The sequence below is a fragment of the Promicromonospora sp. NFX87 genome (assembly GCF_048564965.1).
Taxonomy (GTDB): domain Bacteria; phylum Actinomycetota; class Actinomycetes; order Actinomycetales; family Cellulomonadaceae; genus Promicromonospora.
The window spans coordinates 2,602,866-2,629,030 of sequence record NZ_CP183413.1; the positions used below are offsets into that span (position 1 = coordinate 2,602,866).

Here is a 26,165-nt window from a genome sequence, read left to right on the forward strand (position 1 = left end):
TCGGACCGTGCGGCTGGATCCGTTACCCGACGTGTCCGCCTGGACCCACAGCGGGGTCCGGGCAGGCTTCGAGGTGCTCTTCGCGGAGCCGGTGGCGGACGGATACCTGCTCCGCGGGCACACCACCGCCGTCGAGGGGCCGCAGGCGTGGTCCGTCGGGTACCGGATCGAGGTCGACCCGCAGTGGTGCACCCGCCGGGCCGAGGTGCGGGCGGTCTCGGCCGTCGGGACCGTCCGGACGACCCTCGACCGGACCGGGCAGGGCGACGACGCCCGGTGGATCGTCGACGGCGTCCCGCGCCGCGACCTCGACGGCTGCCTCGACGTGGACCTCGAGTCGTCGGCCGTCACGAACACGCTGCCGGTCCACCGGCTCGATCCCGCACCGGGGGAGCCGCACGAGGTGCCCGCAGTCTTCGTCCGGGCGGGGGACCTGGGGGTCGAGCGGCTCGAGCAGGAGTACCGGCTCCGGAGCCGGACGCCGACGGCGATCCGGTTCGACTACGCGTCGTCGACCTTCGACTTCGAGTGCGTGCTCACCTACGACGCGTCGGGCCTGGTCCTGAAGTATCCGGGGATCGCGGTCCGGGAGCGTTGACGCGGGGATCGGCCGGGGCCCGACCGGCGTGAGCAGGTCGCCGACCGGTGAGACGCGAGTTCCAAAATGTCCCAGTATGGGTGATGATGTTCCCACCACCTATCACCAGGGGAATATCGTGACCGCGACCACCTCCCGGGCCGCAGCACTCTCGGACGTGCCCACGTCCACACCGGCTCTCGTCGCCTGCGACGTCGAGGGCACGCTCGTGCGTGCCGGACGGCGGCCGACCGGCGCGGTGCTCGATGCGATAGCCGCCGTGCGCGCCGCCGGGCACCATCTCGTGGTCGCCACGGGCCGGTCGCTGTCGGGCGCCGTGCAGGCGGCCCGCCAGCTCGGGATCGGCGACGGCTGGGTCGTCGCGGCGAACGGCGCGGTGACGGCGCGGCTGCGGCCGGACGGGTACTCCGTCGTCGACGTCACCGCCCTGGACGCGGGGCCCGTGTGCCGGCTCGTCGCCAGGACGCGGCCCGACCTGCGGATCGCCGCGGAGGTGGTCGGCACCGGGTACCGCGTGACCAGGCGGTTCCCCGACCGCCTGCTCAACGGGCACCAGGAGGTGCTGGGCGCGCTGGAGGAGATCTGGGCGCGTCCGACGCCGCGGGTCGTGGTGTACGGGCAGTGGGCGCTGCGGCTCGCGCCGGCGCTGCGCGCGTCGGGCGTCACCGCGGTCGCGGCTCGCGTGGACTGGGTGGACGTCACCGCTCCCGAGGTCACCAAGGCGACGGCGCTCGAGCGCATCCGCGTCGAGCTGGGGGTCGCGTCCTCCCGGACGGTCGCCCTCGGCGACGGCGAAAACGATCTCGAAATGCTTCGGTGGGCGGCCCTGGCGATCGCGATGGGGCACGCGCCGGCGACGGTCCGCGCCGTCGCCGGCCGGATCACGGGCACGGTGGACGAGGACGGCGCCGCGGCCGCGCTCGTCGACGCGCTCCGGCTGCCGACCGCCTGATCGCGGGACCGTCCCGCTCGCCGCGCCCGCCGCGCGGCGTTGGGTGAGGATGTGCGCATGGCGCACGCTCACTCGCACGGTTCGGCCGGCCCAGCCGCGCCACGCACGACGTTCCTGCTGGTCGTGACCCTGGTGTCCGCCCTTCTGGTGACCCTGGCCGGGCTCTGGCTGCTGTGGCCGAACGCCGGGGACGTGCCCGACCGGGTGCCCGCGCGGGCCGAGGGCACCTCGTTCGTCGACGTGACCGTCACCGGGCCCGCCGACCCCACCACCGGGAGCATCCCCGTCGAGCTCCCCGGCGGCGAAGCGTCCCGGATGCAGTCGCCCGGGCCGTCGGTCCCGCTCGCCGAGGGGGACCGGATCACCGCCGTCGACATCTCCGCGGTCTCGCAGCCCGGCGTCGACCCGCTGGTGTTCCTGGACTTCCAGCGTGAGCTGCCGATCGCGCTGCTGGCGATCGTCTACGCCATCGTCGTGCTGCTGGTCGCGCGCTGGCGCGGGCTGGCCGCCATGGCGGGGCTGGGGCTCGCGTTCGTGGTGCTCCTGGGCTTCACCATGCCCGCGCTGCTGGCGGGGGAGTCCGCCATCGGCGTCGCGCTGGTGACGTCGTCCCTGGTGATGTTCGTGACGCTGTACCTGGCGCACGGCCTGTCGGCCCGCACCTCGACGGCGCTGCTCGGCACGCTCGTGGGCCTCGCGCTGACCGCCGGGCTCGCCGCCTGGGCGTCGGGGGCCGCGCAGATCACCGGGACGAACGACGAGATGTCGGCGTTCCTGCCGTCCAGCGCGCCGGGCGCCGACCTGCGTGGGATCGCGCTGTGCGGCATCGTCCTGGCCGGGATGGGCGTGCTGAACGACGTGACCATCACCCAGGCGTCCGCGGTGTGGGAGCTGCGGGCCGTCGCGCCCGCGGCGTCGCGCTCCGAGCTGTTCACCAGCGCCATGCGGATCGGCCGCGACCACATCGCGTCGACCGTCTACACCATCGCGTTCGCCTACGTCGGTGCCGCGCTGCCGCTGCTGATGCTGGTCTGGCTCGTCGACCAGTCGCCGGCCACCGCGCTGACCTCCGGCGAGATCGCCGAGGAGGTCGTGCGCACGCTCGTCGGCTCGATCGGTCTGGTGCTCGCCATCCCGATCACCACCGCCATCGCGACGCTCACCGTCCCCGGGCCGGCGGGGGAGGGTTCGACGACGCCCGAGCCGGCCTCCGACCCGGAGCTGATGGCGCCCGTGTCCGAGGCGTGGGCCGTGGGGCCCGCTCCCGGGACGACGGCGACCTGACGGTCACGGCGGTGCTGCCCACGTTCTGCTCCAGCGCCCGCAGGAGCGACGCCGCCTCGTCGCGGCGCGCCGGGTCGAGGTCGCCCGCCGTCGCCCGCTCCAGCCGGGCCCAGATCTCGGCGACGCGCGGCCGCAGGGCCAGGCTCGCGGGCGTCGGCTCCACCAGGGTGACGCGCCGGTCGTCGGGTCCGGGCCGACGGCGGACGAACCCCGCCCGCTCCAGCCGCTGGACCGTCCGCGTCATCGACGCCGAGTCCGTCGCGACGTGCTCGGCGAGGTCCGTCTGCCGCTGGGGTCCGTGCTCCCAGAGGAACATGAGCAGCAGCTCCTGGCCCGGATGGAGACCGAGCGGGCGCAGCAGGTCCGCGGCGAGCGCCCGGTGCGCCCGCGCGAGCGAGAAGATCGCGAGGCTGAGCGGTCCGGCTGAAGCGTTCGACTCACTGTCCGGGGCAGGTGCCATGCGCTCCATCGTAGGACTCGGTGCCGGGACGGTCGCAGGGACGGCGTCTGGCGGAATAGCGGAGACGGTTGCCGAGGTTACCTGTCCCGAACAGTGAAATCGGCGAGCCTCCGGTTCGGATGCCTGCCGGAGACGAAGGAGAACGTGATGCGCGCAGTGGTCTTTGACGAGTTCGGCGACCCCGAGGTCCTGCACCTGGGCGAGGTGCCGGAGCCGGAGACCGGTCCCGGTCAGGTCCGCGTCCGGGTGGAGGCCGTCGGCCTCAACACGTTCGACGGGAAGGTCAGGTCGGGCGCCATGGAGACCGCGTTCCGCACGCGGCTCCCGGCGGTCCCCGGCCTCGAGGTGGCGGGCATCGTCGACCAGGTGGGGGCCGACGTCGCCGGGGTCGCCGTCGGGGACCGGGTCGCCGGGCCGGCCGGTCGCGGCGCCGCGGAGCTCGCAGTCCTGCGCGTCTGGGCGCCGGTGCCCGACGGGATGGCGGCCACCCAGGCGGCGGCGCTGCCCGTGGTCGCCGAGACCTCCCGGCGCGCGCTGCGGATCCTGGACCTGAAGCCGGGGGAGACGCTGCTGGTGCACGGCGCGAGCGGCGGTGTCGGTGGGCTGGCGACGCAGCTCGCTGTGGCGGCGGGCGTGCGCGTGATCGGCACGGCGTCGGAGGCCGGCCAGGAGCGTGTCGCGATGTACGGCGCCACGCCCATCGTCTACGGCGTGGGGATCGTCGACTGGGTCCGGGCGCTCACGCCCACCGTCGACGCGGTGCTCGACGCCGCGGGCAAGGGCGTCCTGCCGGACAGCATCGAGCTGCGGGGCGGCACCGACCGAGTGCTGACCCTCGCCGACCCGGCGGCCCACGAGCTGGGCGTCGAGTTCTCGGAGCAGTCCGAGCACTCGGCAGAGGTCCTCGCGGAGGTCATGGGGCTGGTCGCCCGCGGTGAGCTCTCCGTGCCGGTCGCGAAGGTGCTGCCCTTCGCCGACGCGGCACGGGCCCAGAGACTGGTCGACGGCGGTCACGCGGGCGGCAAGGTCGTTCTCGTGCCGTGACGGATCCGGTGCTGTGCCGAACTGTTCGGTCTGGCTGACCTTGCGGCGCGTCCACGTACGCTCGCACCGTGAGCACACCGCAGCCGGTCGAGGTCCCGCAGGCACTGGCCGCCTCGTATGCCCGGAGCTTCGGCGACGAGGGGCGCGCCTGGCTCGCCGGGCTACCGGCGCTGGTCGCCGATCTGCTGGACCGGTGGGAGCTCGTCCGGGACGGTGCGGCCACCGCCGGAGAGGCCTCGCTCGTGCTGCCGGTACTGGGGCGGGACGGCACGCGTGCGGTCCTCAAGCTGCAGCTGCGCCGCGCCGAGACCGAGGCCGCGCTCATCGGGCTGCGCACCTGGGACGGAGCCGGCGTCGTGCGGCTGCTCGATCACGACCCCGGCAGCGGCACGATGCTCCTCGAGCGGCTCGACGGCGCGCGTACCCTCACCTCGGTCGAGGACGACCACACGGCGATCCAGACCCTCGCCGAGCTGCACGCGCGGCTGGTCGCCGTCCCGGCGCCACCCGAACTCAGGAGCCTCGGCGACGTCGCGGCCGCGATGCTCGAACAGGTTCCCCGATCCGTGACGAGGCTGGTCGATCCGACGGACAGGCAGGTGCTGCTCGGCTGGGCCGCGGTCGTGGCCGAGCTGGTCGACGAGCCCGGCGACCGGATGCTGCACTGGGACCTGCACTACGGCAATGTGCTCGCCGGCGAGCGCGAACCGTGGCTCGCGATCGACCCGGAGCCCCTAGCCGGGGACCCGGGCTTCGACCTGTGGCCGGCCCTGGACAGCCGGTGGGCCGACGTCGTCGTCGCGAGCGGCGACCCACGGCGCGTGGTGCGGCGACGCTTCGACCTGCTCACCGAGGTCCTCGGGCTCGACCGGTTCCGGGCGACGGGCTGGACGCTGGGGCGGCTGCTGCAGAACGCCCTGTGGGACGTCGAGGACGGCGCCACCGCACTGGCGCCCGCCTCCGTCGTCATGGCGGACGCGCTGCTCGACCGCGACTGACCCTGCGTCGCTCGGCGCCAGGGACCCGGCGATGCGCGCTGCCTCCGCCGGCAAGGCATACCCGGTTGGCGGGTGCCGGCTGGGCTGAACTGTGTCCGGCTGGGCACCGGGTATGCGGGCTGAACTGAATTGTTCAGCCTGGCTGAACTTGGCAGGGCTGAGGCGAACGCAGATCAGGAAACCTGGCACCTCCCCGCCGGGTCTACCTTGCCGCCGGGTTCGCCTTGCCGCTTGGCACCTCGGTACTGGGTTCACCGTCCCGCCGGGTTCACCGATCGGCCGGCGCCGGACCGGCGTCAGGCGCGTGCGGCCTCGCGGACCAGGCCCTCCAGCTCGGCGGCCAGGAGGCGCTCGCCGTCGAGCCCCATGGTGCCGAACGCGCCGACGATCTCCAGGGACACGAGCCCGTGCACGCGGTACCAGGTGGACAGGGCGAGCCGGAGCGTCGCCGGTGCAGCCTCCGCCGGAAAGTCGACGGACCTGCCCCAGCGGGCCAGATCCAGGTCGAGCACCGATCCCTCGGCGTGGCCGCCTGCGTCGCCCGTGTCGCCTGCGATCTCCTGGAGGGTCGTGACCAGGGCGACCATGCTCTGGCTGATCGCACCGACGCTCTCCAGGGGGTCCACCGCCTCGCGCCGGCTGCCGGTGAAGAGCATCGAGTACCGGCGCGGGTGGTCCAGGGCCCAGCGGCGCCAGGCACCCGTGATGGCGGCCAGCCGGTCCGCCGGGGAGCGGTCCTGCGCCTGTCGTACCGCGGTCTCGACGGCGGTGCCCAGGTCGGCGTACCCGGCCAGGACCAGGGCGTCGAGCAGCGCCTCGCGGGACGCGAAGTAGTGGTAGAGCGCGGGCGGCGTCATGCCTACCGCCTTGCCGACCGAGGCGAGCGACAGGCCGTGCGCGCCACCGTCGTCGACGAGCCCCAGTGCCGCCTCGACGATCTCGTCGACGGTCTGCCGCCGGAGCCGTTCGCGCCGGGTCAGGGGCCGGGTGTCGTCGTCCTCGGACATGTCGCGAGCCTAATGCCAAAGGCAGGTGCTGACGCGGCGCCCACCTGGCACGATGTCGCCCATGACGGCGAAGAGCGCGCATGTGGACGTCGCCCCCGCGGGCGGTGCCCGGTGAGCCGGGTCTGGTTCGTGACGGGCGCGAGCCGCGGACTCGGCCGCGCCGTCGCCACGGCGGCTCTGGAGCGCGGCGACCGGGTGGCGGCGACCGCGCGCGACGTCGCCGCGCTGGACGGCCTGGTGGCCGAGCACGGCGACGCCGTCCTGCCGCTGCGCCTGGACGTGACCGACCCGGCCCAGGCGACGGCCGCGGTGCGGGCGGCCGCCGACCGGCTCGGCCGCATCGACGTGGTCGTGAACAACGCGGGCCACGGGCTGTTCGGGTACGTCGAGGAGATCACGCCCGACCAGCTGCGCGAACAGATGGAGGTCAACCTCTTCGGCGTGCTGCACGTGACCCAGGCCGCGCTCCCGGTGCTGCGGGCGCAGGGTTCGGGGCACGTGGTGCAGGTGTCCAGCTCCAGCGGCGTCGCCGCCTGGCCGGGGCTCGGGGGCTACAGCGCGTCGAAGTGGGCGCTGGAGGGCCTGTCCGAGTCGCTCGCCCAGGAGGTGGCCGGGTTCGGGGTCCGGGTCACGCTCGTCGAGCCCGGACCCGTGGACACCGCCTGGCGTGGTGAGTCGGCGGTGCGCGCCGAGCCGCTGCCCGCGTACGACGCGCTGCGGGCGTCCGCGTGGCATCCGCCCGGCTCGTCGTCCCCGGCGGACGTCGCCCGGGTGGTCCTCGCCGTGGTCGACGCGGACCAGCCGCCGCTGCGGATCCTGGTGGGCGACCTGGCGGCGGACGCCGTCCTGCCCCTGACCGAGGAGCGGCTGGCGGGCTGGCGACGCTGGGAGGACCTGGGCCGGTCCGCGGGCTGACGGCCCGTCGACAAGCCAGGTCCTGACCGGATCAGCCGGCCGAGGGAGCCCGCCAGCCCGGCAGGAGGCGTTCCAGGGCGTCGGCCAGCGAGATGGAGTCGCCGTCCTTGCCTCCCGCGCCGAGCAGCAGCGGCGGACGGCGCGGCTCCGGCCGCACCCCGCGCACCCGGTCGAGCAGCCCGATGGGCGCGGTGAGCACGTAGAAGTCGCCGTCGGTACTGATGCCGGACGTGCGGTCCACGCGCAGGTACCAGCCCTGCAGCGGCGTGCGTGCGGTGCCGCGGCCGCCGTAGCCCTGCACCTGCAAGTCCTCGGCAGGCAGCCCGGCGTCCCGGGCCGCGGCCACGAACTCGCGCAGCAGGGCCTCGGCGCGGGTGTGCTCGGCGTCCTGCCGCGCCTGGAGCCGCTCGGCCTGCAGCCGGACCGCTTCCGCCCGCTGCTGGGACCACTCGTCGTCGCGCATGGCAGGAAGTGTGTCAGAGCAGGAAGGCGTCAGAGCAGCTGCAGCGGCGTGCGGTACTCCGGGACGACCACCTCGGTACCCGGCGACAGCCGCCGGATCTGCTCGGTGAGGCGGGCCATCCGGTCGCGCGTGCTCTCGCTCGCCAGGGGCGGGTTCGCCAGCGGTGACTCGAAGTCGTCCCAGTGCACGAGGACCACCTGGCCGGGGTTGTCCAGGGCGGCCAGGAGACGGCCCGCGTAGTCGGCGGTGACGTCGGTGCTCGGCACCGGCAGTGCCACCGTGTCGACGCGCAGCCCGCGCAGCGCCTGGTCGTCGTAGTCGCTGCCGCCGAGCAGCAGCACCGACCGGCCCTGCGGCGAGCGCAGCAGGTAGGACAGGGTGTCGCCCTCCGGCAGGTCCGCGATCGTCCGTGGCCTCGCGGGCACCGTCGTGTGCAGGCCGGGGAAGAGGAGCGCGCCGGACGCGGTGCGGCTGTGCAGAGCGGGCACCACGCGCATGACCAGGTCCCCGAGGTGCATCTCCTCGCCGCCGCGCACCACCGCGAGCTGCTTCTGCGGCACGCCCATGGCGAGGGCGAGGTGGTACCCGGTGAGGGTGGTGAACACGGTGGCCCCGCGGGTGCGGGCCAGGTGCGGCACGTCGGCGAAGTGGTCCCAGTGCGTGTGCGTCACCAGGATCGAGCCGACAGCGCCCTCCGGCGTCCCGGGTGCGCCGAGGACCGCGTCGAGCGCTGCTGGGTCGACGCGCAGGCGCGTGGTCGCACTGAACTTTCCGGCGGCGAGCCCGGTGTCGAAGCGAGTCACGTACGGGTCGAGCAGGACGGTCGTGGTGGGTGTGCGGATCCGCCAGCCAGAGGTGCCGAGCCAGGCGAACGAGGCGAAGCCGGCCGGGGTCTCCGAGGACTGCGCGGTGGTCGCGGCCGGTACAGGGACCGCTGGCTGGTCGGCGGCGAGGGCCCGGGCACCGGTCACCCCGCCCAGCACGCCGAGGGCCGCCCCGGCGCCGGTCAGCAGGGTGCGGCGGCTGAGCGCGCGCTTCGAGGTCGTGGGGTTCGTCATGCGGCACACCCTCGCGGGACGCCGCGACGAGAGTCAAAGAGTCTTGCGGACGTGACCCGAGACGTTTTTGATATGGGTCGCGGCTAGGCTCCGGGCGTGGACCTCCTGAAGCATCTCGGCTTCTTCAAGGCGGTCGCGGACGTCCGGCACTTCGGCAACGCGGCGGCCGACCTCGGCATGACGCAGCCCCCGCTGTCGCAGGGCATCCGCCGGCTGGAGCGCCACCTCGGGGTGCGGCTCTTCGACCGGGACGCGCGCGGCGTGCGGATCACCGCGGCCGGACGCCGGCTCCTGCCCGCCGCGCGCGACCTGCTCGACGCCGCCGACGACCTCGTGTCCACCGCCCGCGACCTCGCCCTGCCCGAGCAGGTCCGCCTCGGTATCGCGGCCGACCTGGAGGACGGCGTCCCGCACCTGCTCCGCGCGCTCGCCGCACCTCCGCCTCCGTTGGTCGAGCCTGTCGAGACCTCCCGCACCGCCGGGACCTCGATCGCGCCCACCGTCGCGGGTAGCGTCGAGCTGGTCGACCTCCTGCGGGACGGCCTGCTCGACGTCGCCGTCGTGCGGCATCCGGGTGTGCTCGACGGGCTGACGGCGGGCCCGGTGCTCGTGGTGCCGACCCGGCTGGTCCAGGCCGACGTGCGCCTGCCCCTCGCCGTCCCGCCCCGGCACCACCAGCCGCCCGCGCACGACCAGCTCGTCGATGCGCTGCGGCGCGCGGGGCACAGCGGCGAGGTGGTCGAGGCGCGGGACGCGGCCCAGCGCCGGGCGCTGGTCGCGGCCGGACTGGCGGCGGGCGTCGTCCCGATGTTCCAGGGCCCGGTGCTTCAGGACGAACCCGGGGCCTCGGGGGCGGCGGCGGACGGTCCAGCGGGACCGCCGCTCCGGCTGCGGGTGGTCCTGCCGCTCGCGGCGCAGCGGCGGCCGGAGATCGACCACGAGGCGGTAGCCGACGCGATCCGCGCGGCGCTGAGCCCGGCGTCGTCCCCGACGTCGGCCCCGACGTCCGACCCGACGTCCGACCCGGCGTCCGACCCGGCACGGCGCACACCGCACGGCGTCGCCGGATGAGCGCTCCCGAACCGGCCGTGATCGCCGCGCTGCGGGCGGTGGCGCGCGACGCCGGCGTCACGGCCCGCGTCCACGCGACACGCCTGACGGGCCCGCCCGGGACCGTCGCGCTCGACGACACGGAGCCGGTCGCCATCGCCTCCCTCTACAAGCTGCCGCTCGCGCTCGTCTGGGCCGACCTCGTGACGGCCGGGCGCCTCGCCGCGGAGGCGCCGGTGCGGCTGCCGGCGTCGTCCCGCATGCCGGGCCCCACGGGTGTGGCGATGCTGCTCGACGACGTGGTGCTGACCGCGCGCGACGCCGTACGCCTCATGCTCGCCGTGTCCGACAACGCCTGCGGCGACGCGCTGCTGGCGCTCGTGGGGCGCGAGCGCACGCACGAGCGGCTGGCGGAGCTGGGCCTGCCGGCGACCCTGGTGCGGCAGGGCTCCGCCGACGAGACGCGGGCGCTCCTGCGGGACACCGGCGCCACGACCTGGGCCGGCGCGCAGCGGGCCCTGGCCGACCCGGACCACGCGGCCGGGACCAGCCAGTACGACCCGGCGCTCGCGAGCGCCGCCACCGCAGCCGAGCTCGCTCAGGTCCTGCGCCTCCTGTGGTCGCGCCGCGGCCCGGCCCACGACCTGGTGCGGGACGCGCTCGCGCACCAGGCGTGGCGGCACCGGGTCGGCAGCGGGTTCCCGCACGACGACGTGGCGCTGCACGGCAAGACCGGGACCCTCGGCAGGCTGCGGCACGAGGCGGCGGTGGTCGGGTTCCCGCACGAGCACCCGGTGGGTGTCGTCGTGCTGACCTGGGCCGCCCGGCCGGAGCGGCACCTGCCGGGTGTGGACGCCGCGATCGGCGAGCTGGCCCGCCTCGCGACAAGGCCGCTGCGGATGCCCGACGACGAGACAGGGTGACGAGGTACCACAGCGAAGCAGGGTCGGGACAACCCACCGCCCAGGACGTGAGCCAGCCAGATTCTCCCGGGGCCGCGTCCTGACCAGCATGGACGTATGACCGAAACCAAGCTCCGCACACTGTCAGCGGCCGCCTTCGCGCTCGCCGTCCTCGCCGGGATCGCCGAGGGCGCCGTCTCCGTCGCGGCCATCCACGCCCAGCAGGGCATCGACGGCGCTCTCGTCACCCAGATGGCCCTCCGCGGCCTGATCTTCGCCGCGGCGCTCGTGTGCGCCTGGTACCTGGCGGCCGGACGTCGCTGGGCCTGGTGGGCGCTCCTGGCCGGCCTCGGCGTGCTCGGCCTGGCCTCGATGGTCGTGCCCATGGCGGCTGACCTCGCCGGCGGCGCGAGCTGGTACCACACGCTCGGGGGCGACGTGTCGCCGGTGATGCCGGCGATCCGCGTGCTGCACATCGGCTTCGTGGTGGCCGGCGTCGTGACCATGCTGCAGCCGCGCGTGCGGCTGAGCCTGGACGGGGCCGGGCGCCCGGACCGCGTCGCGGCGGCCCGAGCGCCCGGTCACGCCTGATCGGCGGGGGAGTCGGGCCGGCTCAGGGCCGGCGGAGGAACTCGCTCACCGCGGCGAGGAACTCGACCGGCGCCTCGTCGTGCACCATGTGGCCCACGCGGATCTCGACGAGCCGCCCGTCGGCGACACCCGCCGCGAAGTCCACGAGGTCCGCCTGGTCGACGCTGCTCGCGGGGCCGCCCGCCACGACCAGGACGGGGACGTCGATCCGTAGCCCGGCGGCCCACCACTCGGGGTCGGGCTCGCTGCGCTCGGCGCGCAGCGCGTTGACCAGCGGCCAGTCGAACGGCACCGGGTGGTCCGGCTTCTCGAACGGCTCGAACGCGGGCCCGCCGGGGCGGACCGGGGTGGCGTCCTCCAGGACGAGGCGCGTCACGCGCCCGGGGGCGCCGTCGGTCAGGAGCGTGGTCACCAGGGCGGCGGTCGCGGCCCCCATCGAGTGCCCGACGACGGTGATCGCGGCCGGCGCCGGTGCCAGCGCGTCGCAGAACGCGACGGCGTCGGCGGCCAGCAGCTCGTAGCCGTACGTGCCGGGACGGTCGCTGTCGCCGTGGCCCCGCGCGTCGGGCGCGAGGACGTGATAGCCGAGGGCCGCGAGGTCGTCCAGCAGGGGGTCCCAGGAGAGCGAGCTCTCGCCGAGGGCGTGCAGCAGGAGCAGCGGGGGCGCCGCCGGGTCGCCCGCCTCGCGGTACGCGAGGCGCAGCTCGCCGACGTCTACATGGTGGACCGGGTGAAAAGGCGCGATCGTCATCCGCGCAAGTATGCCGACCCGGCGCGGGTCCCCGCGACGAACCGCACGGACCCGCGCCGGCTCCGGCCCGGCCAGTGACGGCCCGGCCAGAGACGGTCAGTGGTGGTGGTGCTCGCCCGCCGTCACCGGCGTCGCACCCGGACGGCCCCACTGGACGGCGGGCCGCCCGCCGTTCCAGCTGTTCCCGACGCCGTCCTCGTCAGCACGCCAGAACCAGCCCGGTGCCTTGCCCTCCGGCCAGCCCTCGGGGTAGTCCTGCCAGGCCTCGATGCGGCCTCGTGCCGTCATGTCGAGCAGGGCGAGCGCCGGCATGGTCGCCTCGGCCCCGCGTCCCGTGACGGTGTTGGTGAGGAACACGTGGTCCCCCTGGCGCAGGAAGGACACCCAGGTGCCGAAGTCGTCGCCGGCCACCGTCTCGTCGTCGGAGTCGAAGACCGAGTACCAGTCCTGCGGGTACCCCATGAACTCGATGAACGGCGCCAGCTCGGCGTACGGCGCCTTCGCGAACACCGCGAACGACACGCCCCGCGCCCTCAGGTACGCCGGGTCCTGCACCGCGTAGTAGGTCATCGTGCAGCCAGGGCACTGGTTCTCGAACGGCTCGCCCAGGTGCCACATGTGCTTGTAGACGATCAGCTCCTCGCGGCCCTCGAACAGGTCCAGCAGGGTGGTCGGCCCCTCCGGGCCGACGACGACCGCCGCACCGTCGACCTCGGCCATCGGCAGCCGGCGCCGGGCCGCCGCGATCGCGTCACCCTCGCGGGTGTGCGCCTTCTCGCGCACCAGCAGCTCGTCGCGCGCCGCCTGCCAGGCCTCCCGGTCGACGACGGGCGGGACGGCGGCCGTACCGGCCTGGTCGGTGTGGCTCTCGTGCGTTGCGGTCATGACGTCTCCTCGTTGGCCGTGATGTCGGTTCCCTCTCCGGGAGTACTGACGACCGGCCGGACAAAAGATCATCGGTCGGGCGCCCACCACTTCGACGAACGGCCCCGCCGCAGATCGACACCGCTACCGCAGCGCCGCCGAGACGATCTCCAGCGCCTCGGCCCGGCCGATCCCGAGCGCGCGGACCGTCTCCGCGTACGTGGAGGCCGCGCCCTGGGCGAGGGAGAGGCGCTGGTCGCCGGCCGCGCTCACGAAGGTCCCGGCCCTGCCGCGGGTCTCGACCAGGCCCGCGGCCTCCAGCTCGCGGTACGCGCGCGCCACGGTGTTGACGGCGATCCCGAGCTCCGCCGCGAGCGCCCGCACCGTCGGCAGCCGCGTGCCGACGGGCAGGGTCCGGTCCGCCATCTGCTGCGCGAGCGTGGTGCGCACCTGCTCGAAGGGCGGGACGGGGGAGTCGGCATCGATGCTGATCACGCCACCCACAGTACAAGAGCCACTCCTCCGCGACGCGGGGATCGTCGCCCCGGCGGGGCTGATTCTCGAACCACAACCGGGGGGTCGCCACGGCCCACGCCCGATGGTAGACATGTGAGACATTTCTGGAGCATGGGAGTCACCATGACCGAGCTGTACGAGATCAAGGACGACGACGGGACGGTGCTGGAGGTGCTCGGCGCCGACGACGAGCCGGCGGGCGACGGCGGCCGCCCCACCGGCGAGACACCCGGCGACGTCGATCCCACCGACGCATCCGGCACCGTGCCCCTGGCCACGCCGAGCATCGCGTCGCGCGCCTCGTGGGGCGCTCGGTATCCCGACGGCGACCTCACCCTGCGCGGCCTGGCGGTCGAGGTCTTCGTGCACCACTCGGTCACCGCCCAGCTCTCACCCGACGCGAGCATCGCCGAGGAGGCCGAGCAGATGCGCACGTTGGAGAGCATCGGCCAGACACGGTTCGGCACCGGCATCTCCTACAACGTGGTCGTCTTTCCCTCCGGCCGCGCGTACCAGGGCGTGAGCTGGAACCGCCGCGGCACCCACACCGGCGGGCGCAACAGCACCTCGCGGTCCATCTGCTTCGCAGGCAACTACGAGGTGAGCGAACCTACGGCCGCCCAGATCTCGACGGCCGCCGCCATCTTCGGCGCGGGCAAGGACCGCTGGTGGACGCGTGGCGCGCCGCTCGCCGGGCACCGGGACGTCTCGCAGACCGCCTGCCCCGGCCGGCACCTGTACGCGCGCCTCGACGACATCCGCACCGGCTCCGGCTCCACGCCGCCGAGCCCGGGCGAGCCCGCCGGCATCAGGGTCGACGGGTTCTGGGGCAGATCGACGACCACCCGGCTGCAGCAGGAGCTCGGCACCCCCGTCGACGGCGTCGTCTCCTCGCAGAGCATCGCGTGGCGGGACGCCAACCCGGGCCTGACCACCGGCTGGCAGTGGGTGTCCGACGCGCGGGGCTCCCGCGTGATCGCCACCCTGCAGCGCCGGATCGGCATGCGGTCCGGACAGGTCGACGGCAAGATCGGCCCCCAGACGATCCGTGCGCTCCAGGGCTACCTCGGTACCCGTGTCGACGGCGTCATCTCCCGCGAGTCCCGGGCCGTCATGGCCCTCCAGCGCCGCCTCAACGACGGGCGGGTCTGAGCCGCACCCCGCCCGAACGATCGGCAGAACGTCAGGAGATCGGCAGCTCGGACTACCGATCTCCTGACCTTCTGCCGACCGCCCTCGCGGAGATCCTGCGCGCCAGCGGTTAGGGTCGCGTTCATGAACGACGCCGCTGCTGACCGCACCCCGGACCTGATCCCGCTCGGCCCCGCACCCCGGCCCGCCGACGGAGCCGACCTGGCCGCCCGGATCCGTGCGGCGCTCGCGGACGGGCTCGGCGGCAAGGCGGCCGGGCTCGACCAGGCGTCGATCACCGCGGTGCTCGACGGCGCCGACGTCGCCTCGGCGGACATCGACCTGTCCGGCGTGGTCGTCAGCCTGGACGGCGCGGCAGGGCAGGGCGGACCGGACGCCGCCGCCAAGCGGTGGGACCCCGAGGTCGTCCGGCGCGAGCCCGCGACCCTGCGCCGCGTCCGCGTGGACGCCCACCCGCTCGTCGCGGTGGACCTGCCCGTCGACGTCACCGCCGAACTCGAGGGCCTGCGGTTCGACTGGGTCGAGGGCTCCGACGGCCGGGTCGGCGTCCAGCCGGTGGAGCCCACCGAGGCGCATCCGGTGGCGGGCCACGCGCGCGTCGCCGTCGACAAGGCGGGCCTGGTCGCGACGGCCCGCGGGCTGCTCACGGTGGTGCTGCTGCAGCAGGGCGTCACGCTGACCGGGCTGGACGTCGACCTGGTGTCGCGGGGCCCGCGCGCGGCGGCGCTCCGGGTCGACGCCGCGATCAAGAAGGGCATGTTCCTCTCGGCCCGGGTGCAGGCCACCGCGTCGGTCAGCGTGGACGAGAACATGGTGCTCGCTGTCCGCGACGTGCAGCTCGCGAGCGGCAACCCGATAGTGGCCGCGCTCCTGGGCACCATCAGGGGCCGGGTGGAGGCCGCCACGAGCCGGGACATCGACCTCGCCGAGCAGCTGCCCGACGGCGTCCGGCTGGCCGACGTGCGGCTCGACGTCGGCCAGGAGCTCGTGGTGAGCGCCAGGCTGGCCTGACGTCGTCATGGACACCACCACCGGTTCGCGCGGCGGCTACGCGAAGGGCCGCGCGACCCAGCAGGAGATCATCCGCACGGCGATCCTCGTGTTCGCCGACGTCGGCTACCACGGCGCCTCGCTGCGGGACATCGCCGCCCGCGCGGGCATCTCCCACCCCGGCCTGCTGCACCACTTCCCGAACAAGGCCGCCCTGCTGGAAGCGGTGCTGGAGTACCGCGACGCCGTGGACCAGGAGGCCATCCGCGAGGACCTGGCGCGGGGTGCCGACGAGTTCGACGCCCTGGTCCGTGTGGTGGAGCGCAACCGGCTGCGCCGTCCGCTCGTGGAGCTGTTCGCGGGCCTGTCCACCGAGGCGACGTCGCCGGACCACCCCGCCCACGCCTTCTTCCAGCGGCGCTACACCCGGTTGGTCGCCGACCAGGCCGCCCACCTCAGGGAACGGGCCGCGCGCGGCGGTCTCGCCCCCGGAGTGGACCCGGAGCAGGCGGCACGCACGCTGGTGGCGCTCATGGACGGGCTACAGGTCCAGTGGCTCCTGTCCCTGGAACGCCCGGAGGCCGACCGCCTGGACATGGCCGCAGACCTGAAGGCGTACCTGACCCTCATCCTCCGCTGACCGGGCGCCGACCTCAGTCGTTCGCCTCGGACAGCAACGCCGCCAGGCGCTCGCGGTTGAAGCCGGCCAGGCCGAAGTCGGCGATGACGGCGAGCGGCATGTCGCCGACCATGGCGAGCAGGTCGTCGCCGACGGCGCCCCCGTGCACCAGGGCGTCGACCTGGGCGCCGACGACCGGGTGGTCGATCGCCTCGGCCACGGTGGACAGCTCGTCAAGGGGCAGGCGGACGTCGTCGCCGTCGACCACGACCGTCGCCGAGCCGCGCAGGTCCCGTGACGACGCGCCGGCGGCGACCACGAACTCGCCGCCCTCGACCACCCAGCGGCGCAGCACCGGGTGCCAGTAGGCGAGGTCGCGCGCCGTGAGCTCGAACGTGACCTCGCGGGACTCGCCCGGGGCGAGGTAGACCTTCGCGAACGCCTTGAGTTCGCGCTCGGGGCGCCGCACCTGGGCCACCGGGTCGCCGACGTACACCTGCACGACCTCGGCCCCCGCCCGCTCGCCGGTGTTGGTGACCGTCGCGCGCACCCGGACCACGGGGTCGCCGTCGGCGACGTGCCCCGCGGCCGAGCCGAGCACCTCTGCGGAGACGCCGTCGTAGGCGAACGTCGTGTACGACAGGCCGTGCCCGAACGGGTAGGCGACGTCGAGCTCCCGCGCGTCGTACCAGCGGTAGCCCACCAGGACGCCCTCGCCGTACCGGACGTGCCCCAGCTCGCCGGGGAAGTTGCCGTAGGACGGGTTGTCGACCAGGCGCAGGGGGAGCGTCTCGGCCAGGCGCCCGGCCGGGTTCACCACCCCGAGCAGCACGTCGACGACGCCGGAGCCACCCGCCTGCCCGCCGAGCCAGCCCTCGACCACGGCCGGGGCGAGGTCCTGCCACGGGGCCACGGAGACCGCCGAGCCGTTCGCCAGCACGACCACCACGCGGGGGTTGACGGCGGCGACCGCCTCCAGGAGCGTGACCTGCTGCGCCGGGAGGTCCAGGTGCGTGCGGTCGAAGCCCTCGGACTCGTAGGAGGCGGGCAGCCCCAGGAAGACGAGCACCGTGCCGGCCGTGCGGGCCAGCTCGACGGCCTCGGCGCGGAGCGCGTCGTCGTCCGTGCCGGAACCGAGGTCGGCGCCGTCGACCGTGTACCCCGCGGCGAACGGCACCTCGGCACCGGTCGCTGTGCGCAGCGCGGTGAGTGCGTCGTCGAGCCGCGTGGGGTTGACCTGGGAGGAACCGGCCCCCTGGTAGCGCGGCGTGCGGGCGAGCTCGCCGACCACCGCGACACCGTCCCCCGACGCGAGCGGCAGCAGCGGCGCACCACCCCGCTGGTCGAGCCCGCCACCGCGCTGGTCGAGCCTGTCGAGACCCGGTGAGGTCTCGACCACGGGGGCGTTCTTCAGCAGCACGACGCCGGCCGCCGCGGCCTCCCGCGCCAGCGCGTGGTGCGCCTCGGCGTCGTAGGTCCCGGGGGTGTCCAGCGCCGGCAACGAACGCGCGACGAGGTGCAGCACACGCCGCGCCGCGACGTCCACCACTGCCTCGTCCAGCTCACCCGCACGGACCGCGGCGACCACCTCGGCGTCGGTGCGCCCGCCCGAGGCGGGCATCTCCAGGTCCAGCCCCGCCGCGACGGCGGCGACCCGGTCGCGGACCGCACCCCAGTCGGACATCACGAGCCCCGTGAAGCCCCACTCGTCGCGCAGCACCTCGGTCAGCAGCCAGTGGTTCTGCGACGCGTACACGTCGTTGATCTTGTTGTAGGCGCACATCACGGTCCACGGCTGCGCCTGCTTGACGACGCGCTCGAACCCGGCGAGGTAGATCTCGCGCAGGGTGCGCTCGTCGACGTCGGCCGAGACGCGCATGCGGTCGGCCTCCTGGTTGTTGGCCGCGAAATGCTTCAGCGACGTGCCGACGCCCTGCGACTGGATGCCGGCGACCAGCGCGGCGCCGAGCTCGCCCGCGATCACGGGGTCCTCGGACAGGTACTCGAAGTTGCGCCCGTTCAGCGGCGACCGCTTGATGTTGATGCCCGGTCCCAGCAGCACGGCGACGTCGTTGGCGCGGGTCTCCCGGCCGAGCGCCTCGCCGACGCGGCGCACCAGTGCGGGGTCCCAGGTGGAGCCGAGCGTGGCCGCGGTGGGGAAGCACGTGGCGGGTACGGAGTTGCCGAGGCCGATGTGGTCGGGGGAGTCCGCCTGCTTGCGCAGGCCGTGCGGGCCGTCGGTGACCGTCACACCGGGCACGGCCACGCCGCCGTCTCGCGGGATCGGCTGCGTGGTCCAGAAGTCCAGGCCCGAGAGCAGCGACGCCTTCTCCTCGAGCGTGAGCCCGGCCAGCACGTGCTCGACGTCGAGCACGCGGCCCTGGGCGGTCGGCTCCTCGACGGATTCCTCGGTGGACATGCTGCGCTCCTTTGCTGTCGCGACCCTCGCGCCGCAAACCTACCAGGTGGTAGTAATTGGGCCGCTCCCGTCGAAGACTGAGCCTCAACCTGAACTTGAAGGTTGGGCAACTCTCGACTTCGACTCGAACCTCAGCACACCGTCGAGGCCGCTCAGCTCTGTGGCGCTCGAGGCCGGCCGAGGACGATGCCACGCCCGGCGTAGAAGCGGTCCAGATCGGACCAGCGGACGCTCGCGTACTCCGCCCGTCCGGGGAACCCGGACGGGTCGTGGATCACGACGTGCTGCTCGTCGGCGCCGACGGCGAGCACCAGGTGCCCGCCTTTACGGGGCGGGGCCGGGTCGAGCACGCGGATCGTCCGGTGGACCGACAGCATCACCAGGTCCCCGGCGGCGATGTGCTTGGTGATCTGGTCCATCGGAAGGTCCGGGTAGACGTCGGCGACGAGGCCCCACCGCGCCCGGACGTAGGCGGCGAAGGGAGCGTAGATCAGGCCGTCGAGGCCGCCGTCCTCGCGGTGGACGTAGGCGCCGACCTCTACGCAGTCGGCGGCGAGCCGCATCGGGTCCGGGACGTCCAGGTCCCAGGCCCCCAGGGCCATGCGCAGGCACGCGACGCCGCACAGCTGCACGGCCCACCACTCGTACTCCTCGGGGGTGCTCGCCCCGTACTCGGCCCATCGCGGGTCGTCGGCGGCGCGCATGGTGCCGCCGACGATCGCGGGTACGAGCTCGGGCGAGGCCCACTGCGAGTAGTACGGGACCTGCTGCAGGACGGTGGTGGTGGAGTCGGTCACCAAGCCATTCTCGCGTGTCAGACGCTCAGGTCACCCCGGTGACCTGAGCGTCTGACACGAGCCGGTCGCGGGATCAGTACGGGTTGTTCACGTAGGCCCGGTCCAGCGGCTCCGGGATGCGGAAGTAGTTCGCCGCGAGCCCCGCCGGGTCGGTCGCGAGGGCGCCACGGCCCGGGCCGTCGTTGCCGTCGTCCCAGCCCCACGGTGCGTTCGCGGAGTTCTGCGAGCAGGAGATGCCGCCGTCGCCGCAGCTTCCGCCGGCGTCGCCCGCGAACGTGCCGTGGCTCGCGAACAGCGACGTGCTGCTGCGCTGCGACCAGAGCCCGCCCGACGCCTGCACGTCCACCAGGCGGTAGGACACGTTGCGGTCGTCCGGGTGCTCGGGCACCTCGGCGCGGCCCGCCGGGTAGTAGACGACGCCGTCACCCCGGATGTCGTAGCCCGGGCGGGCCTTCAGGCCGTGCCCCTTGGCCTCCTGGGCGGTGACGGGATGGGCCAGTCCGTCGTGCGGGCTGGTCGCCGTCTGCAGGGTGCCGTCGATGCTCTCCGCGCCGGCGCCCCACGTGCTGCCCGCCGGCGTGTACGAGAAGAAGTCGGTGTGCGCGACGGTGACGGCCGCGCGCAGGACGCCGTACGTCGAGCCGTCCTTCTGGACGGCGACCATGACGCCCTCGGCGTCGTTCTCGTGCTCCGTGTCGAAGATCGAGTCCGACCAGTCCCGCGGGTGGAAGAACATGTAGGTGACGAACCAGTGGGTGCCCGTCTCCTGGACCGAGTAGTAGGCGGTCGCGGCCAGGGAGTGGTTGCCGGTGTTCTCCCAGTTGTTGCGGGCGTCGAGGTCGCCGTCGAAGTCGTAGGCCGCGATGTAGTCCGACCGGCCGCCCAGCGCGTTGGTGCCGGTCTGGTCGACGTCCTGGTAGTGGATCGGCGCCCAGCGCTGCGCCAGGTCGGCGCTGCTCGCCGCGGAGAGCTCCGCGGGCACCGGCGTGGTCGCCGTCGTACCCGCCGCCGCGGATCCCGCGGCCGTGACGCCCAGGGCGACCGCTGCCGCCGTCGTACCCATCGCGAGCTTGAGTGTTCGTGCAGGTCCAGGCATGTTTTCCCTCTTCCGGTCAGCAGGTGGCGATCTTCCCGCCGAAGGCTTCACCCGGGGCATTGCCGACGAGCAACGAGCGCATGGCGAACGGATGACGACTTGCCGGGGGCAAGGGGCCGCCGGACTTTTCGTTACAGCAAGTCGGACATGCGATACGTTTCGACCGACGACGACGTACCGTGCGCCTCTGGCGCGTCGAGAACCGAGAACCATGACAGTCACGACGACCACCCTGGCCGAACGCCTGACCGACCTGGCCGACCTGACGCCGCTGACCGAGACCACCAGGAGTCCCGACCCGGCCGCGGTGTACGAGCGGCTGCGCGCCAGGTGGGGCAACGTCGCCCCGGTGCTCCTGGAGGGCGACGTGCGGGCCTGGCTCGTGCTGGGGCACCGGGAGCTGGCCACGCTGCTGCGCAACGAGAGCCTGTACTCGCGCGACTCCCGCAACTGGAGCCTGGTCGCGGCCGGAGGCCTGGACCCCGGCAGCGGCGTCGGCGCGGTCCTCGCCCCGCGGGACAGCGTCTACTACGTCGACGGGACGCGGCACCGGCACCTGCGCCGTCTCGTCGACGACGCGTTCGAGGGGTTCGACGAGCGCCGCCTCGCCGTCACCGTCCGGCAGTGGTGCGAGAGCACGCTGGACCGGGTGGCGGCCAAGGGCGAGGCCGACCTGGTCAGCGAGTACGCGTGGGCCGTGCCGCTGCTGGCGATGTCCACGATGTTCGGGCTCGACCCCCAGGAGGCGCGGGCGATGCTGGGCCACGCGCGCCGGATCTTCCGGGCCCAGGGAGCGGAGGGCGCCGAGGCGCTCACCGCGCAGAAGCGCCTCATCGTCGACCTCGTGGCCCGGCGCCGGGAGCGGCCGTCGGACGACATGACCTCCGCGATCCTGCGCCACCCGAGCCAGCCCTCCGACGAGGACGTGCAGAGCGCGGTCTCCACGATGCTCGTCCTGGGCAGCGAGTTCGAGGTCGCGTGGATCACGCAGGCGCTGCGGATGCGGCTGACGGACCCGCGGTTCGACGGGCGGTCGGGTGGCATGCTCTCGGCGTCGGACACGCTGGAGGCCGTGCTCGGCTCCATCCCGCCCGCGAGCAACACCGGTCCGCGCTACGCGATGGCGGACACGATGCTGGGCGGTCGCAGGATCGCGGCGGGCGACGCCCTGGTGCCGGGCATCCTCGGCGCCAGCGCGGAGTCACGGGGTGCGGCGGGGGACGACCTCTGGCTCGAGCCCGGCAACCTCGCCTACCTCACCTGGGGCGCGGGCCCGCACGCCTGCCCGGTGCGGCGCCCGGCCAGGGTGATCGCCCAGGTGGCGGTCGAGGTGGCGCTCCGCCGGCTCGGCGGGGTCACGCTCACGGTCCCCCTGGACTCGCTGCCCGTCACGGGAACCCTGTGGTCGTCCATGCCGTGGCAGCTCCCCGTGCGGTTCGAGGTGCCGCGCTAGCGCCTGGCCTGCTTGGCCTGCTTGACCTGCTTGGTCTGGGGCGCCCACCCGTCGGCGCCCGCCAGGTAGTCGTCGATCTCGTGGTCGGCGGCCTCGGCGTCGGACAGCTGGGGCCGGTGCTCGTTCACCACGGCGCCCGGCCCGTGGTTGTCGTGCTCGGCGTTGCTGTCCGCGGCCCAGTCGTAGCCCGACATCGTCGTCCACGGGTCGTTCTTGAGGTAGGTGCCGAGCTGCGTGTCCCGGACGACGGCGCGCGGGTCGTTGTCCGGGGCACTGGACGGGTGCCAGGGCCGGCCGAGGTAGTAGGAGCCGTCGCGCGCGTCGGACACGATGGTGCTGTCGATGACGAGGAACCCGCGGGCGAACCCGGCCGAGGTGCTCGGCGCGAGGATGTAGCCGCTGGGGTCCGAGGCGCGGGGCAGGGCCTTGATGGTGGTGTCGTCCAGGACGGCGGTGGCGCGCCCGAAGATGAAGTCGACGTCGCCCTCCACGTAGCTGTCGTGCACGTACACGCGTCCCGGCGTGGTCGCCGAGGGGGAGTCCAGGTACAGCGTGTCCTGGTTGCCGAGGAACCGGACGTCGTCGAACGCCACCCGGTCGGCGGCGGTCTTCACGGCGACGGCCTGGTGGCCCGTGAACTCCGGGTGGGCGGCCTCGTCGAACGCGTTCTCGAAGGTCACGGCCTCGGCGCGGAAGTCGGCGCCCTGGATCGTCACTGACGCGCTGCCGCTCGTGCCCCACGTGCCGCCGCCGGGCCTCGGGGTGCCCGCCGCGCGGTCGTCGGTGATGACGACGTCCTCCGGATCGCCCGTGGAACCCAGGAACGAGAGCCGCTGGTGCGCGGGGTCGACCACGACGCGTCCCGCGTACCGGCCCGGCTCGAAGACGATCTCCACCCGCCCCGCGAAGTCCGTGGGCGCCAGGTCCACGGCCTCCTGGGCGCCGGTCGCGTCCCCGCTGCCGTCCGCCGCCACGACGATGCGGACGACGTCGTCGGCGGGGGACGGCTCGCACCCCGATGACGCGGCGCCGCCCAGCAGCGGCGCGAACGCGAGCGTGGGGGAGAGGGCCAGGGCGAGCGCGGGCAGGGCGAGAGGTGCGGGCATCGTTGCCTCCAGGGCTGTTGCTTCCTGTACCGAGAAACCGGTTTCTCGTTACAGGAAAGCACAGGGCGGGCGCCGGGACAAGGCTCCCGGTTCATGACGATGCATTAGACATGAGGTACATTCCGCCTAAAAGCCGTGATGCGCGATCTGTCGCGCCCGAAATCCCCGGGGAGCCATGACAGTCACGACGACGACCCAGTCGGAGCGCCTGATCGACCTGGACGACCTGACGCCGCTCATCGAGACCACCACCAGCGCCGACCCCGCGCAGGTCTACGAGCGGCTGCGGGCACGATGGGGCAACGTGGCCCCCGTGCTGCTGGAGCCCGGCGTGCCGGCCTGGCTGGTGCTCGGGCACCGCGAGCTGGTCACCGTGCTGCGCAACGAGAGCCTCTTCGCGCGGGACTCGCGCAACTGGAGCCTGCTCGTCGACGGCACCGTCCGACCGGACCGTGGCGTCGGCGGCGTCCTCGCCCCGCGCGACGGGATCTACTACGTCGACGGCGTGCGGCACCGCCACCTGCGCCGCCTCGTCGACGACGCGTTCGAGAGCGTCGACGAGCACCGGCTCGCGACGATCGTCGAGCAGTGGTGCGGGATCGCGCTGGACCGGCTGCTCGCCAAGGGCGAGGCCGACCTCGTGGGCGACTACGCGCGCGCCGTCCCGATCCTGGTGATGTCCACCATGTTCGGCCTCGACGCCCCGCAGTCCCGCGCCATGCTCGGCCACTCCCAGCGGGTGTTCCAGGCCACGGGCGCGGCGGGCCGCGAGTCGCTCAACGCGCAGCGCGCCCTGATCGCCGACCTCATCGCGAGCCGCCGGGCGGCGCCGTCGGACGACCTGACCTCGGCGATCCTGAACCACCCCAGCGCACCCACCGACCTCGACGCGCAGAGCGCCGTCTCGGCGACCCTGATCCTCGGCAGCGAGTTCGAGGTCGCGTGGATCACCCAGGCCCTGCGCATGCGGCTCACCGACCCCCGGTTCGACGGCCGGGCCGGAGGACTCCTGTCCGCGCCCGACACCCTGACCGCGGTCCTCGGCTCGGCACCGCCCGCACCCAACGCCGCACCCCGCTTCGCGCTCGCGGACACGACGCTCGGCGGCCGGAAGATCCTGGCCGGCGACGCGGTGGTGCCCGGCATCCTCGGCGCGAGCGCGGAGTCGCGCGCCACGGGCGACGACATCTGGATGGAGTCGGGCAACCTGTCCTACCTCACGTGGGGCGCCGGCCCGCACGCCTGCCCCGCCCGCCGGTCCGCCACGGTGATCGCGCAGGTGGCGGTAGGGGCCGCGCTGCGCCGCCTCGGCGGCGTCACGCTGACGGTCCCGCCCGAGGAGCTGCGCGCCACCGGGACGCTGTGGTCGTCGGTGCCGCGGGAGCTTCCGGTCCGCTTCGAGGAGCAGCGCCCGGCGCGGTGACGTCCCCAAAGCCGAAGGCTTCCCGGGTGGAGCCGAAGGCTTCCCGGGTAGGGCCGTAGGCTTCTCGGGTGCAGCTGACCCGGCCCGACCTCGCGCGGATCCTCGACCGCTCGGCTGCCGAGCGGCCGACCGCCGAGCTCGGCTGGCTCGACGCACCACCCGCGCGCGCCCGCGTGCTGCGCGAACGGGTGGTGCTCGGCCCCGACGCGACGGTGGCCGCCACCGCCGACGCGCTCTTCGGCTGGCGGATCCACCGCGGCGCGGGGCTCGTCGTCCTCCCGAGCGGGCAGGCCGACGTCGGCGTGACCGTGGTGCAGGCCGTGCGGGCGGGGCCGCTCTGGTTCGCCGCGCCGTGCCGGGTGGTCGACGTCGTCCGGACGCCCGACGAGGCCGGCTTCACCTACGCGACGCTGCCCCGGCACCCGGAGACGGGTGTCGAGTCGTTCCGCGTGCTGCGCGACGGCGACCGGCTCGTCTTCGAGATCCACGCGGTGGCCCGGCACGACTTCTGGGGCTCCCGGATCCTGCCGCGCGTCGCCCACCACGTCCAGGACCGGGTGACGCGCGGCTACCTGAGTGCCGCCGGGCTCAGCCCCGGAACTCGGCCAGGAAGTCCGTGAGCAGCGCCGTCACCTCGTCCGGACGTTCGAGGTTCGGCAGGTGGCCGGCCCAGCCGAGCTGAGTGTGCTTCGCGCCGGGGATGTGGCCGGCGAGGTGGTTCGCGATGGCGCGGAAGTGGTCGAGGTCCTGGCCGCCCGAGACGACGAGGGTGTGGGCGGTGATCGACTCCAGGTCGATCTCGGGCCCGGCCTCCTGGTTGACGTCGTCCCCGGCGGCGAGCTGGACGTCGAACGCGCGCCGCTGCATGGTGCGCACCAGCGCTCGGGCGTCGTCGTCGGCGTCGGGCCCGAGCCAGGTGGCGACGTTCAGCTCGGTGGCGCCGTCGATGTCGCCCGCCTCGAGCAGCGCGTCCTCGCGCCGCCCGAACCGCTGCACGGAGCGTGTGGGCGGCAGTGCGAAGGCCGAGTTCAGGAGGACGAGGTGGGACACGAGGTCGGGCCATGCGGAGGCCAGCTGGAGCGCCACCTTCCCGCCCGCCGACGCCGCGACGATCGCCACCCGCTGCTCGCCGAGCGAGCCGAGCAGCGCTCGCACGTCGCCCGCGTTGTCGAACGGCTCGCTGGTCAGTGGCGTGGCGCCGTAGCCGCGCAGGTCGCACCGGATCACGCGGTGGTGCTCTGCTAGCGGGGCGCGCTGCGGGTCCCACATCCGGGAGTCGGCGACACCGGCGTGCAGGAGCAGGACGGCGGGACCTGAGCCCGTGACGTCGTGGCTGAGAGTCATCCGCTGACCGTAGCCGTGGCGGCGCGGAACTTGCCAACGCATTCGATGGACGCCGGTGCGGGCGACGGGTAGGATCGAACACATGTACGAATCATCGGAAGGTCAGGTGCCGGGCGGGCCGGGCGCGCAGGCGGTGGGCTCGCCCGTCGACGCGGCGTTCGCCGCGCTGCTCGACGAGCTGTTCACCGGCCCCCGGGTCACGTACCCGCCGGTGCGGGAGTCGCCCACGTACTACGGGGGCCATGCGCACGGGCGTCGCCGGCACCGGCGCTTCGTGCTGCGCGCCGGTGCCGATCTCGACGATCCGCGCTGA

General features: G+C 74.1%; 27 protein-coding genes and 1 pseudogene. 16 read left to right on the top strand and 12 right to left on the bottom strand.

Annotation, left to right across the window (positions count from 1 at the left end; all coding sequences use genetic code 11):
- Positions 1-7: 7 nt before the first annotated feature.
- The 3 genes from ACNYC2_RS11610 (at position 8) to ACNYC2_RS11620 (ending at position 2,834) form a co-directional block, all read left to right on the top strand.
- The gene (locus ACNYC2_RS11610; protein WP_419707168.1) at positions 8-598 is read left to right on the top strand and encodes a putative glycolipid-binding domain-containing protein; all 591 of its coding nucleotides are present in this window, start codon (positions 8-10) and stop codon (positions 596-598) included.
- A 118-nt stretch (positions 599-716) separates the two neighbouring features.
- Positions 717-1,550: an HAD family hydrolase gene (locus ACNYC2_RS11615; RefSeq protein WP_419707169.1), complete on the top strand. Its 834-nt coding sequence runs from the start codon at positions 717-719 to the stop codon at positions 1,548-1,550.
- A 57-nt stretch (positions 1,551-1,607) separates the two neighbouring features.
- Entirely contained in the window at positions 1,608-2,834 is a 1,227-nt protein-coding gene (locus tag ACNYC2_RS11620) for a YibE/F family protein (protein ID WP_419707170.1), read from the top strand.
- A 181-nt stretch (positions 2,835-3,015) separates the two neighbouring features.
- Here ACNYC2_RS11620 and ACNYC2_RS11625 read toward each other — a convergent pair.
- Positions 3,016-3,303 (bottom strand): annotated as a pseudogene (locus tag ACNYC2_RS11625) (MarR family winged helix-turn-helix transcriptional regulator); the annotation flags it as partial.
- A 138-nt stretch (positions 3,304-3,441) separates the two neighbouring features.
- On the opposite strand from ACNYC2_RS11625, the gene ACNYC2_RS11630 reads away from it, so the two are divergent.
- Positions 3,442-4,338, top strand: coding sequence for an NADP-dependent oxidoreductase (locus ACNYC2_RS11630; RefSeq protein ID WP_419707171.1), 897 nt, complete (start codon positions 3,442-3,444; stop codon positions 4,336-4,338).
- Between the two features lie 68 nt (positions 4,339-4,406).
- Positions 4,407-5,336: an aminoglycoside phosphotransferase family protein gene (locus ACNYC2_RS11635; protein WP_419707172.1), complete on the top strand. Its 930-nt coding sequence runs from the start codon at positions 4,407-4,409 to the stop codon at positions 5,334-5,336.
- 296 nt (positions 5,337-5,632) lie between these two features.
- On the opposite strand, the gene ACNYC2_RS11640 is transcribed toward ACNYC2_RS11635, so the two are convergent.
- A complete protein-coding gene (locus tag ACNYC2_RS11640; protein ID WP_419707173.1) occupies positions 5,633-6,343 on the bottom strand; it encodes a TetR/AcrR family transcriptional regulator in 711 nt (236 codons plus the stop codon).
- A gap of 111 nt (positions 6,344-6,454) precedes the next feature.
- Here ACNYC2_RS11640 and ACNYC2_RS11645 point away from each other — a divergent pair, with 111 nt between their 5' ends.
- Positions 6,455-7,258 carry an SDR family NAD(P)-dependent oxidoreductase gene (locus ACNYC2_RS11645; RefSeq protein ID WP_419707174.1) on the top strand — a complete coding sequence of 268 codons (804 nt, stop codon included), beginning with the start codon at positions 6,455-6,457 and terminating at the stop codon, positions 7,256-7,258.
- A gap of 31 nt (positions 7,259-7,289) precedes the next feature.
- On the opposite strand, the gene ACNYC2_RS11650 is transcribed toward ACNYC2_RS11645, so the two are convergent.
- Entirely contained in the window at positions 7,290-7,721 is a 432-nt protein-coding gene (locus ACNYC2_RS11650) for a hypothetical protein (protein ID WP_419707175.1), read from the bottom strand.
- A gap of 29 nt (positions 7,722-7,750) precedes the next feature.
- On the bottom strand, positions 7,751-8,779 hold the full coding sequence (locus tag ACNYC2_RS11655; RefSeq protein ID WP_419707176.1) for an MBL fold metallo-hydrolase: 1,029 nt from the start codon (positions 8,777-8,779) through the stop codon (positions 7,751-7,753).
- Positions 8,780-8,875: 96 nt separating this feature from the next.
- Between ACNYC2_RS11655 and ACNYC2_RS11660 the strand changes: the two genes are divergently transcribed.
- The 3 genes from ACNYC2_RS11660 (at position 8,876) to ACNYC2_RS11670 (ending at position 11,322) form a co-directional block, all read left to right on the top strand.
- Positions 8,876-9,850, top strand: a complete 975-nt coding sequence (locus ACNYC2_RS11660; protein ID WP_419707177.1) for a LysR family transcriptional regulator — start codon at positions 8,876-8,878, stop codon at positions 9,848-9,850.
- A complete protein-coding gene (locus ACNYC2_RS11665; RefSeq protein ID WP_419707178.1) occupies positions 9,847-10,752 on the top strand; it encodes a serine hydrolase in 906 nt (301 codons plus the stop codon). The genes ACNYC2_RS11660 and ACNYC2_RS11665 overlap by 4 nt, the downstream gene beginning before the upstream one ends.
- 96 nt (positions 10,753-10,848) lie before the next feature.
- Entirely contained in the window at positions 10,849-11,322 is a 474-nt protein-coding gene (locus ACNYC2_RS11670; RefSeq protein WP_419707179.1) for a hypothetical protein, read from the top strand.
- Positions 11,323-11,344: 22 nt separating this feature from the next.
- On the opposite strand, the gene ACNYC2_RS11675 is transcribed toward ACNYC2_RS11670, so the two are convergent.
- From ACNYC2_RS11675 to ACNYC2_RS11685, 3 genes are all read right to left on the bottom strand, one after another.
- On the bottom strand, positions 11,345-12,073 hold the full coding sequence (locus ACNYC2_RS11675) for an alpha/beta fold hydrolase (RefSeq protein ID WP_419707180.1): 729 nt from the start codon (positions 12,071-12,073) through the stop codon (positions 11,345-11,347).
- A gap of 96 nt (positions 12,074-12,169) precedes the next feature.
- Complete coding sequence (locus ACNYC2_RS11680) at positions 12,170-12,958, bottom strand: DUF899 family protein (RefSeq protein ID WP_419707181.1); 789 nt, start codon at positions 12,956-12,958, stop codon at positions 12,170-12,172.
- Between the two features lie 123 nt (positions 12,959-13,081).
- A complete protein-coding gene (locus tag ACNYC2_RS11685; protein WP_419707182.1) occupies positions 13,082-13,441 on the bottom strand; it encodes a GntR family transcriptional regulator in 360 nt (119 codons plus the stop codon).
- 135 nt (positions 13,442-13,576) lie between these two features.
- Between ACNYC2_RS11685 and ACNYC2_RS11690 the strand changes: the two genes are divergently transcribed.
- From ACNYC2_RS11690 to ACNYC2_RS11700, 3 genes are all read left to right on the top strand, one after another.
- Positions 13,577-14,605 carry a peptidoglycan recognition family protein gene (locus ACNYC2_RS11690; RefSeq protein WP_419707183.1) on the top strand — a complete coding sequence of 343 codons (1,029 nt, stop codon included), beginning with the start codon at positions 13,577-13,579 and terminating at the stop codon, positions 14,603-14,605.
- Positions 14,606-14,728: 123 nt separating this feature from the next.
- Entirely contained in the window at positions 14,729-15,616 is an 888-nt protein-coding gene (locus tag ACNYC2_RS11695; protein ID WP_419707184.1) for a hypothetical protein, read from the top strand.
- 7 nt (positions 15,617-15,623) lie between these two features.
- Positions 15,624-16,235: a TetR family transcriptional regulator gene (locus ACNYC2_RS11700; RefSeq protein WP_419707185.1), complete on the top strand. Its 612-nt coding sequence runs from the start codon at positions 15,624-15,626 to the stop codon at positions 16,233-16,235.
- Between the two features lie 13 nt (positions 16,236-16,248).
- Here the strand turns inward: ACNYC2_RS11700 and ACNYC2_RS11705 are convergent, their stop codons facing one another.
- The 3 genes from ACNYC2_RS11705 to ACNYC2_RS11715 all read right to left on the bottom strand — a co-directional run bounded on the left by ACNYC2_RS11705 (position 16,249) and on the right by ACNYC2_RS11715 (position 20,526).
- The gene (locus ACNYC2_RS11705; protein WP_419707186.1) at positions 16,249-18,633 is read right to left on the bottom strand and encodes a glycoside hydrolase family 3 C-terminal domain-containing protein; all 2,385 of its coding nucleotides are present in this window, start codon (positions 18,631-18,633) and stop codon (positions 16,249-16,251) included.
- 152 nt (positions 18,634-18,785) lie between these two features.
- Entirely contained in the window at positions 18,786-19,430 is a 645-nt protein-coding gene (locus tag ACNYC2_RS11710) for a C39 family peptidase (RefSeq protein ID WP_419707187.1), read from the bottom strand.
- A gap of 73 nt (positions 19,431-19,503) precedes the next feature.
- Entirely contained in the window at positions 19,504-20,526 is a 1,023-nt protein-coding gene (locus tag ACNYC2_RS11715; protein ID WP_419707188.1) for a hypothetical protein, read from the bottom strand.
- 211 nt (positions 20,527-20,737) lie between these two features.
- Between ACNYC2_RS11715 and ACNYC2_RS11720 the strand changes: the two genes are divergently transcribed.
- Entirely contained in the window at positions 20,738-21,979 is a 1,242-nt protein-coding gene (locus ACNYC2_RS11720; protein WP_419707189.1) for a hypothetical protein, read from the top strand.
- Here ACNYC2_RS11720 and ACNYC2_RS11725 read toward each other — a convergent pair.
- Positions 21,976-23,085, bottom strand: a complete 1,110-nt coding sequence (locus tag ACNYC2_RS11725) for a pectinesterase family protein (protein ID WP_419707190.1) — start codon at positions 23,083-23,085, stop codon at positions 21,976-21,978. The genes ACNYC2_RS11720 and ACNYC2_RS11725 overlap by 4 nt on opposite strands.
- Before the next feature lie 175 nt (positions 23,086-23,260).
- On the opposite strand from ACNYC2_RS11725, the gene ACNYC2_RS11730 reads away from it, so the two are divergent.
- Together ACNYC2_RS11730 and ACNYC2_RS11735 are read left to right on the top strand one after the other, a co-directional pair.
- Positions 23,261-24,508, top strand: coding sequence for a hypothetical protein (locus ACNYC2_RS11730; RefSeq protein ID WP_419707191.1), 1,248 nt, complete (start codon positions 23,261-23,263; stop codon positions 24,506-24,508).
- Positions 24,509-24,576: 68 nt separating this feature from the next.
- Positions 24,577-25,128, top strand: coding sequence for a DUF1990 family protein (locus ACNYC2_RS11735; protein WP_419707192.1), 552 nt, complete (start codon positions 24,577-24,579; stop codon positions 25,126-25,128).
- Here the strand turns inward: ACNYC2_RS11735 and ACNYC2_RS11740 are convergent.
- Positions 25,097-25,852 carry an alpha/beta fold hydrolase gene (locus tag ACNYC2_RS11740; protein WP_419707193.1) on the bottom strand — a complete coding sequence of 252 codons (756 nt, stop codon included), beginning with the start codon at positions 25,850-25,852 and terminating at the stop codon, positions 25,097-25,099. The two genes, ACNYC2_RS11735 and ACNYC2_RS11740, sit on opposite strands and share 32 nt — an antisense overlap.
- An 82-nt stretch (positions 25,853-25,934) precedes the next feature.
- Here ACNYC2_RS11740 and ACNYC2_RS11745 point away from each other — a divergent pair, with 82 nt between their 5' ends.
- On the top strand, positions 25,935-26,165 hold the full coding sequence (locus ACNYC2_RS11745; RefSeq protein ID WP_419707194.1) for a hypothetical protein: 231 nt from the start codon (positions 25,935-25,937) through the stop codon (positions 26,163-26,165).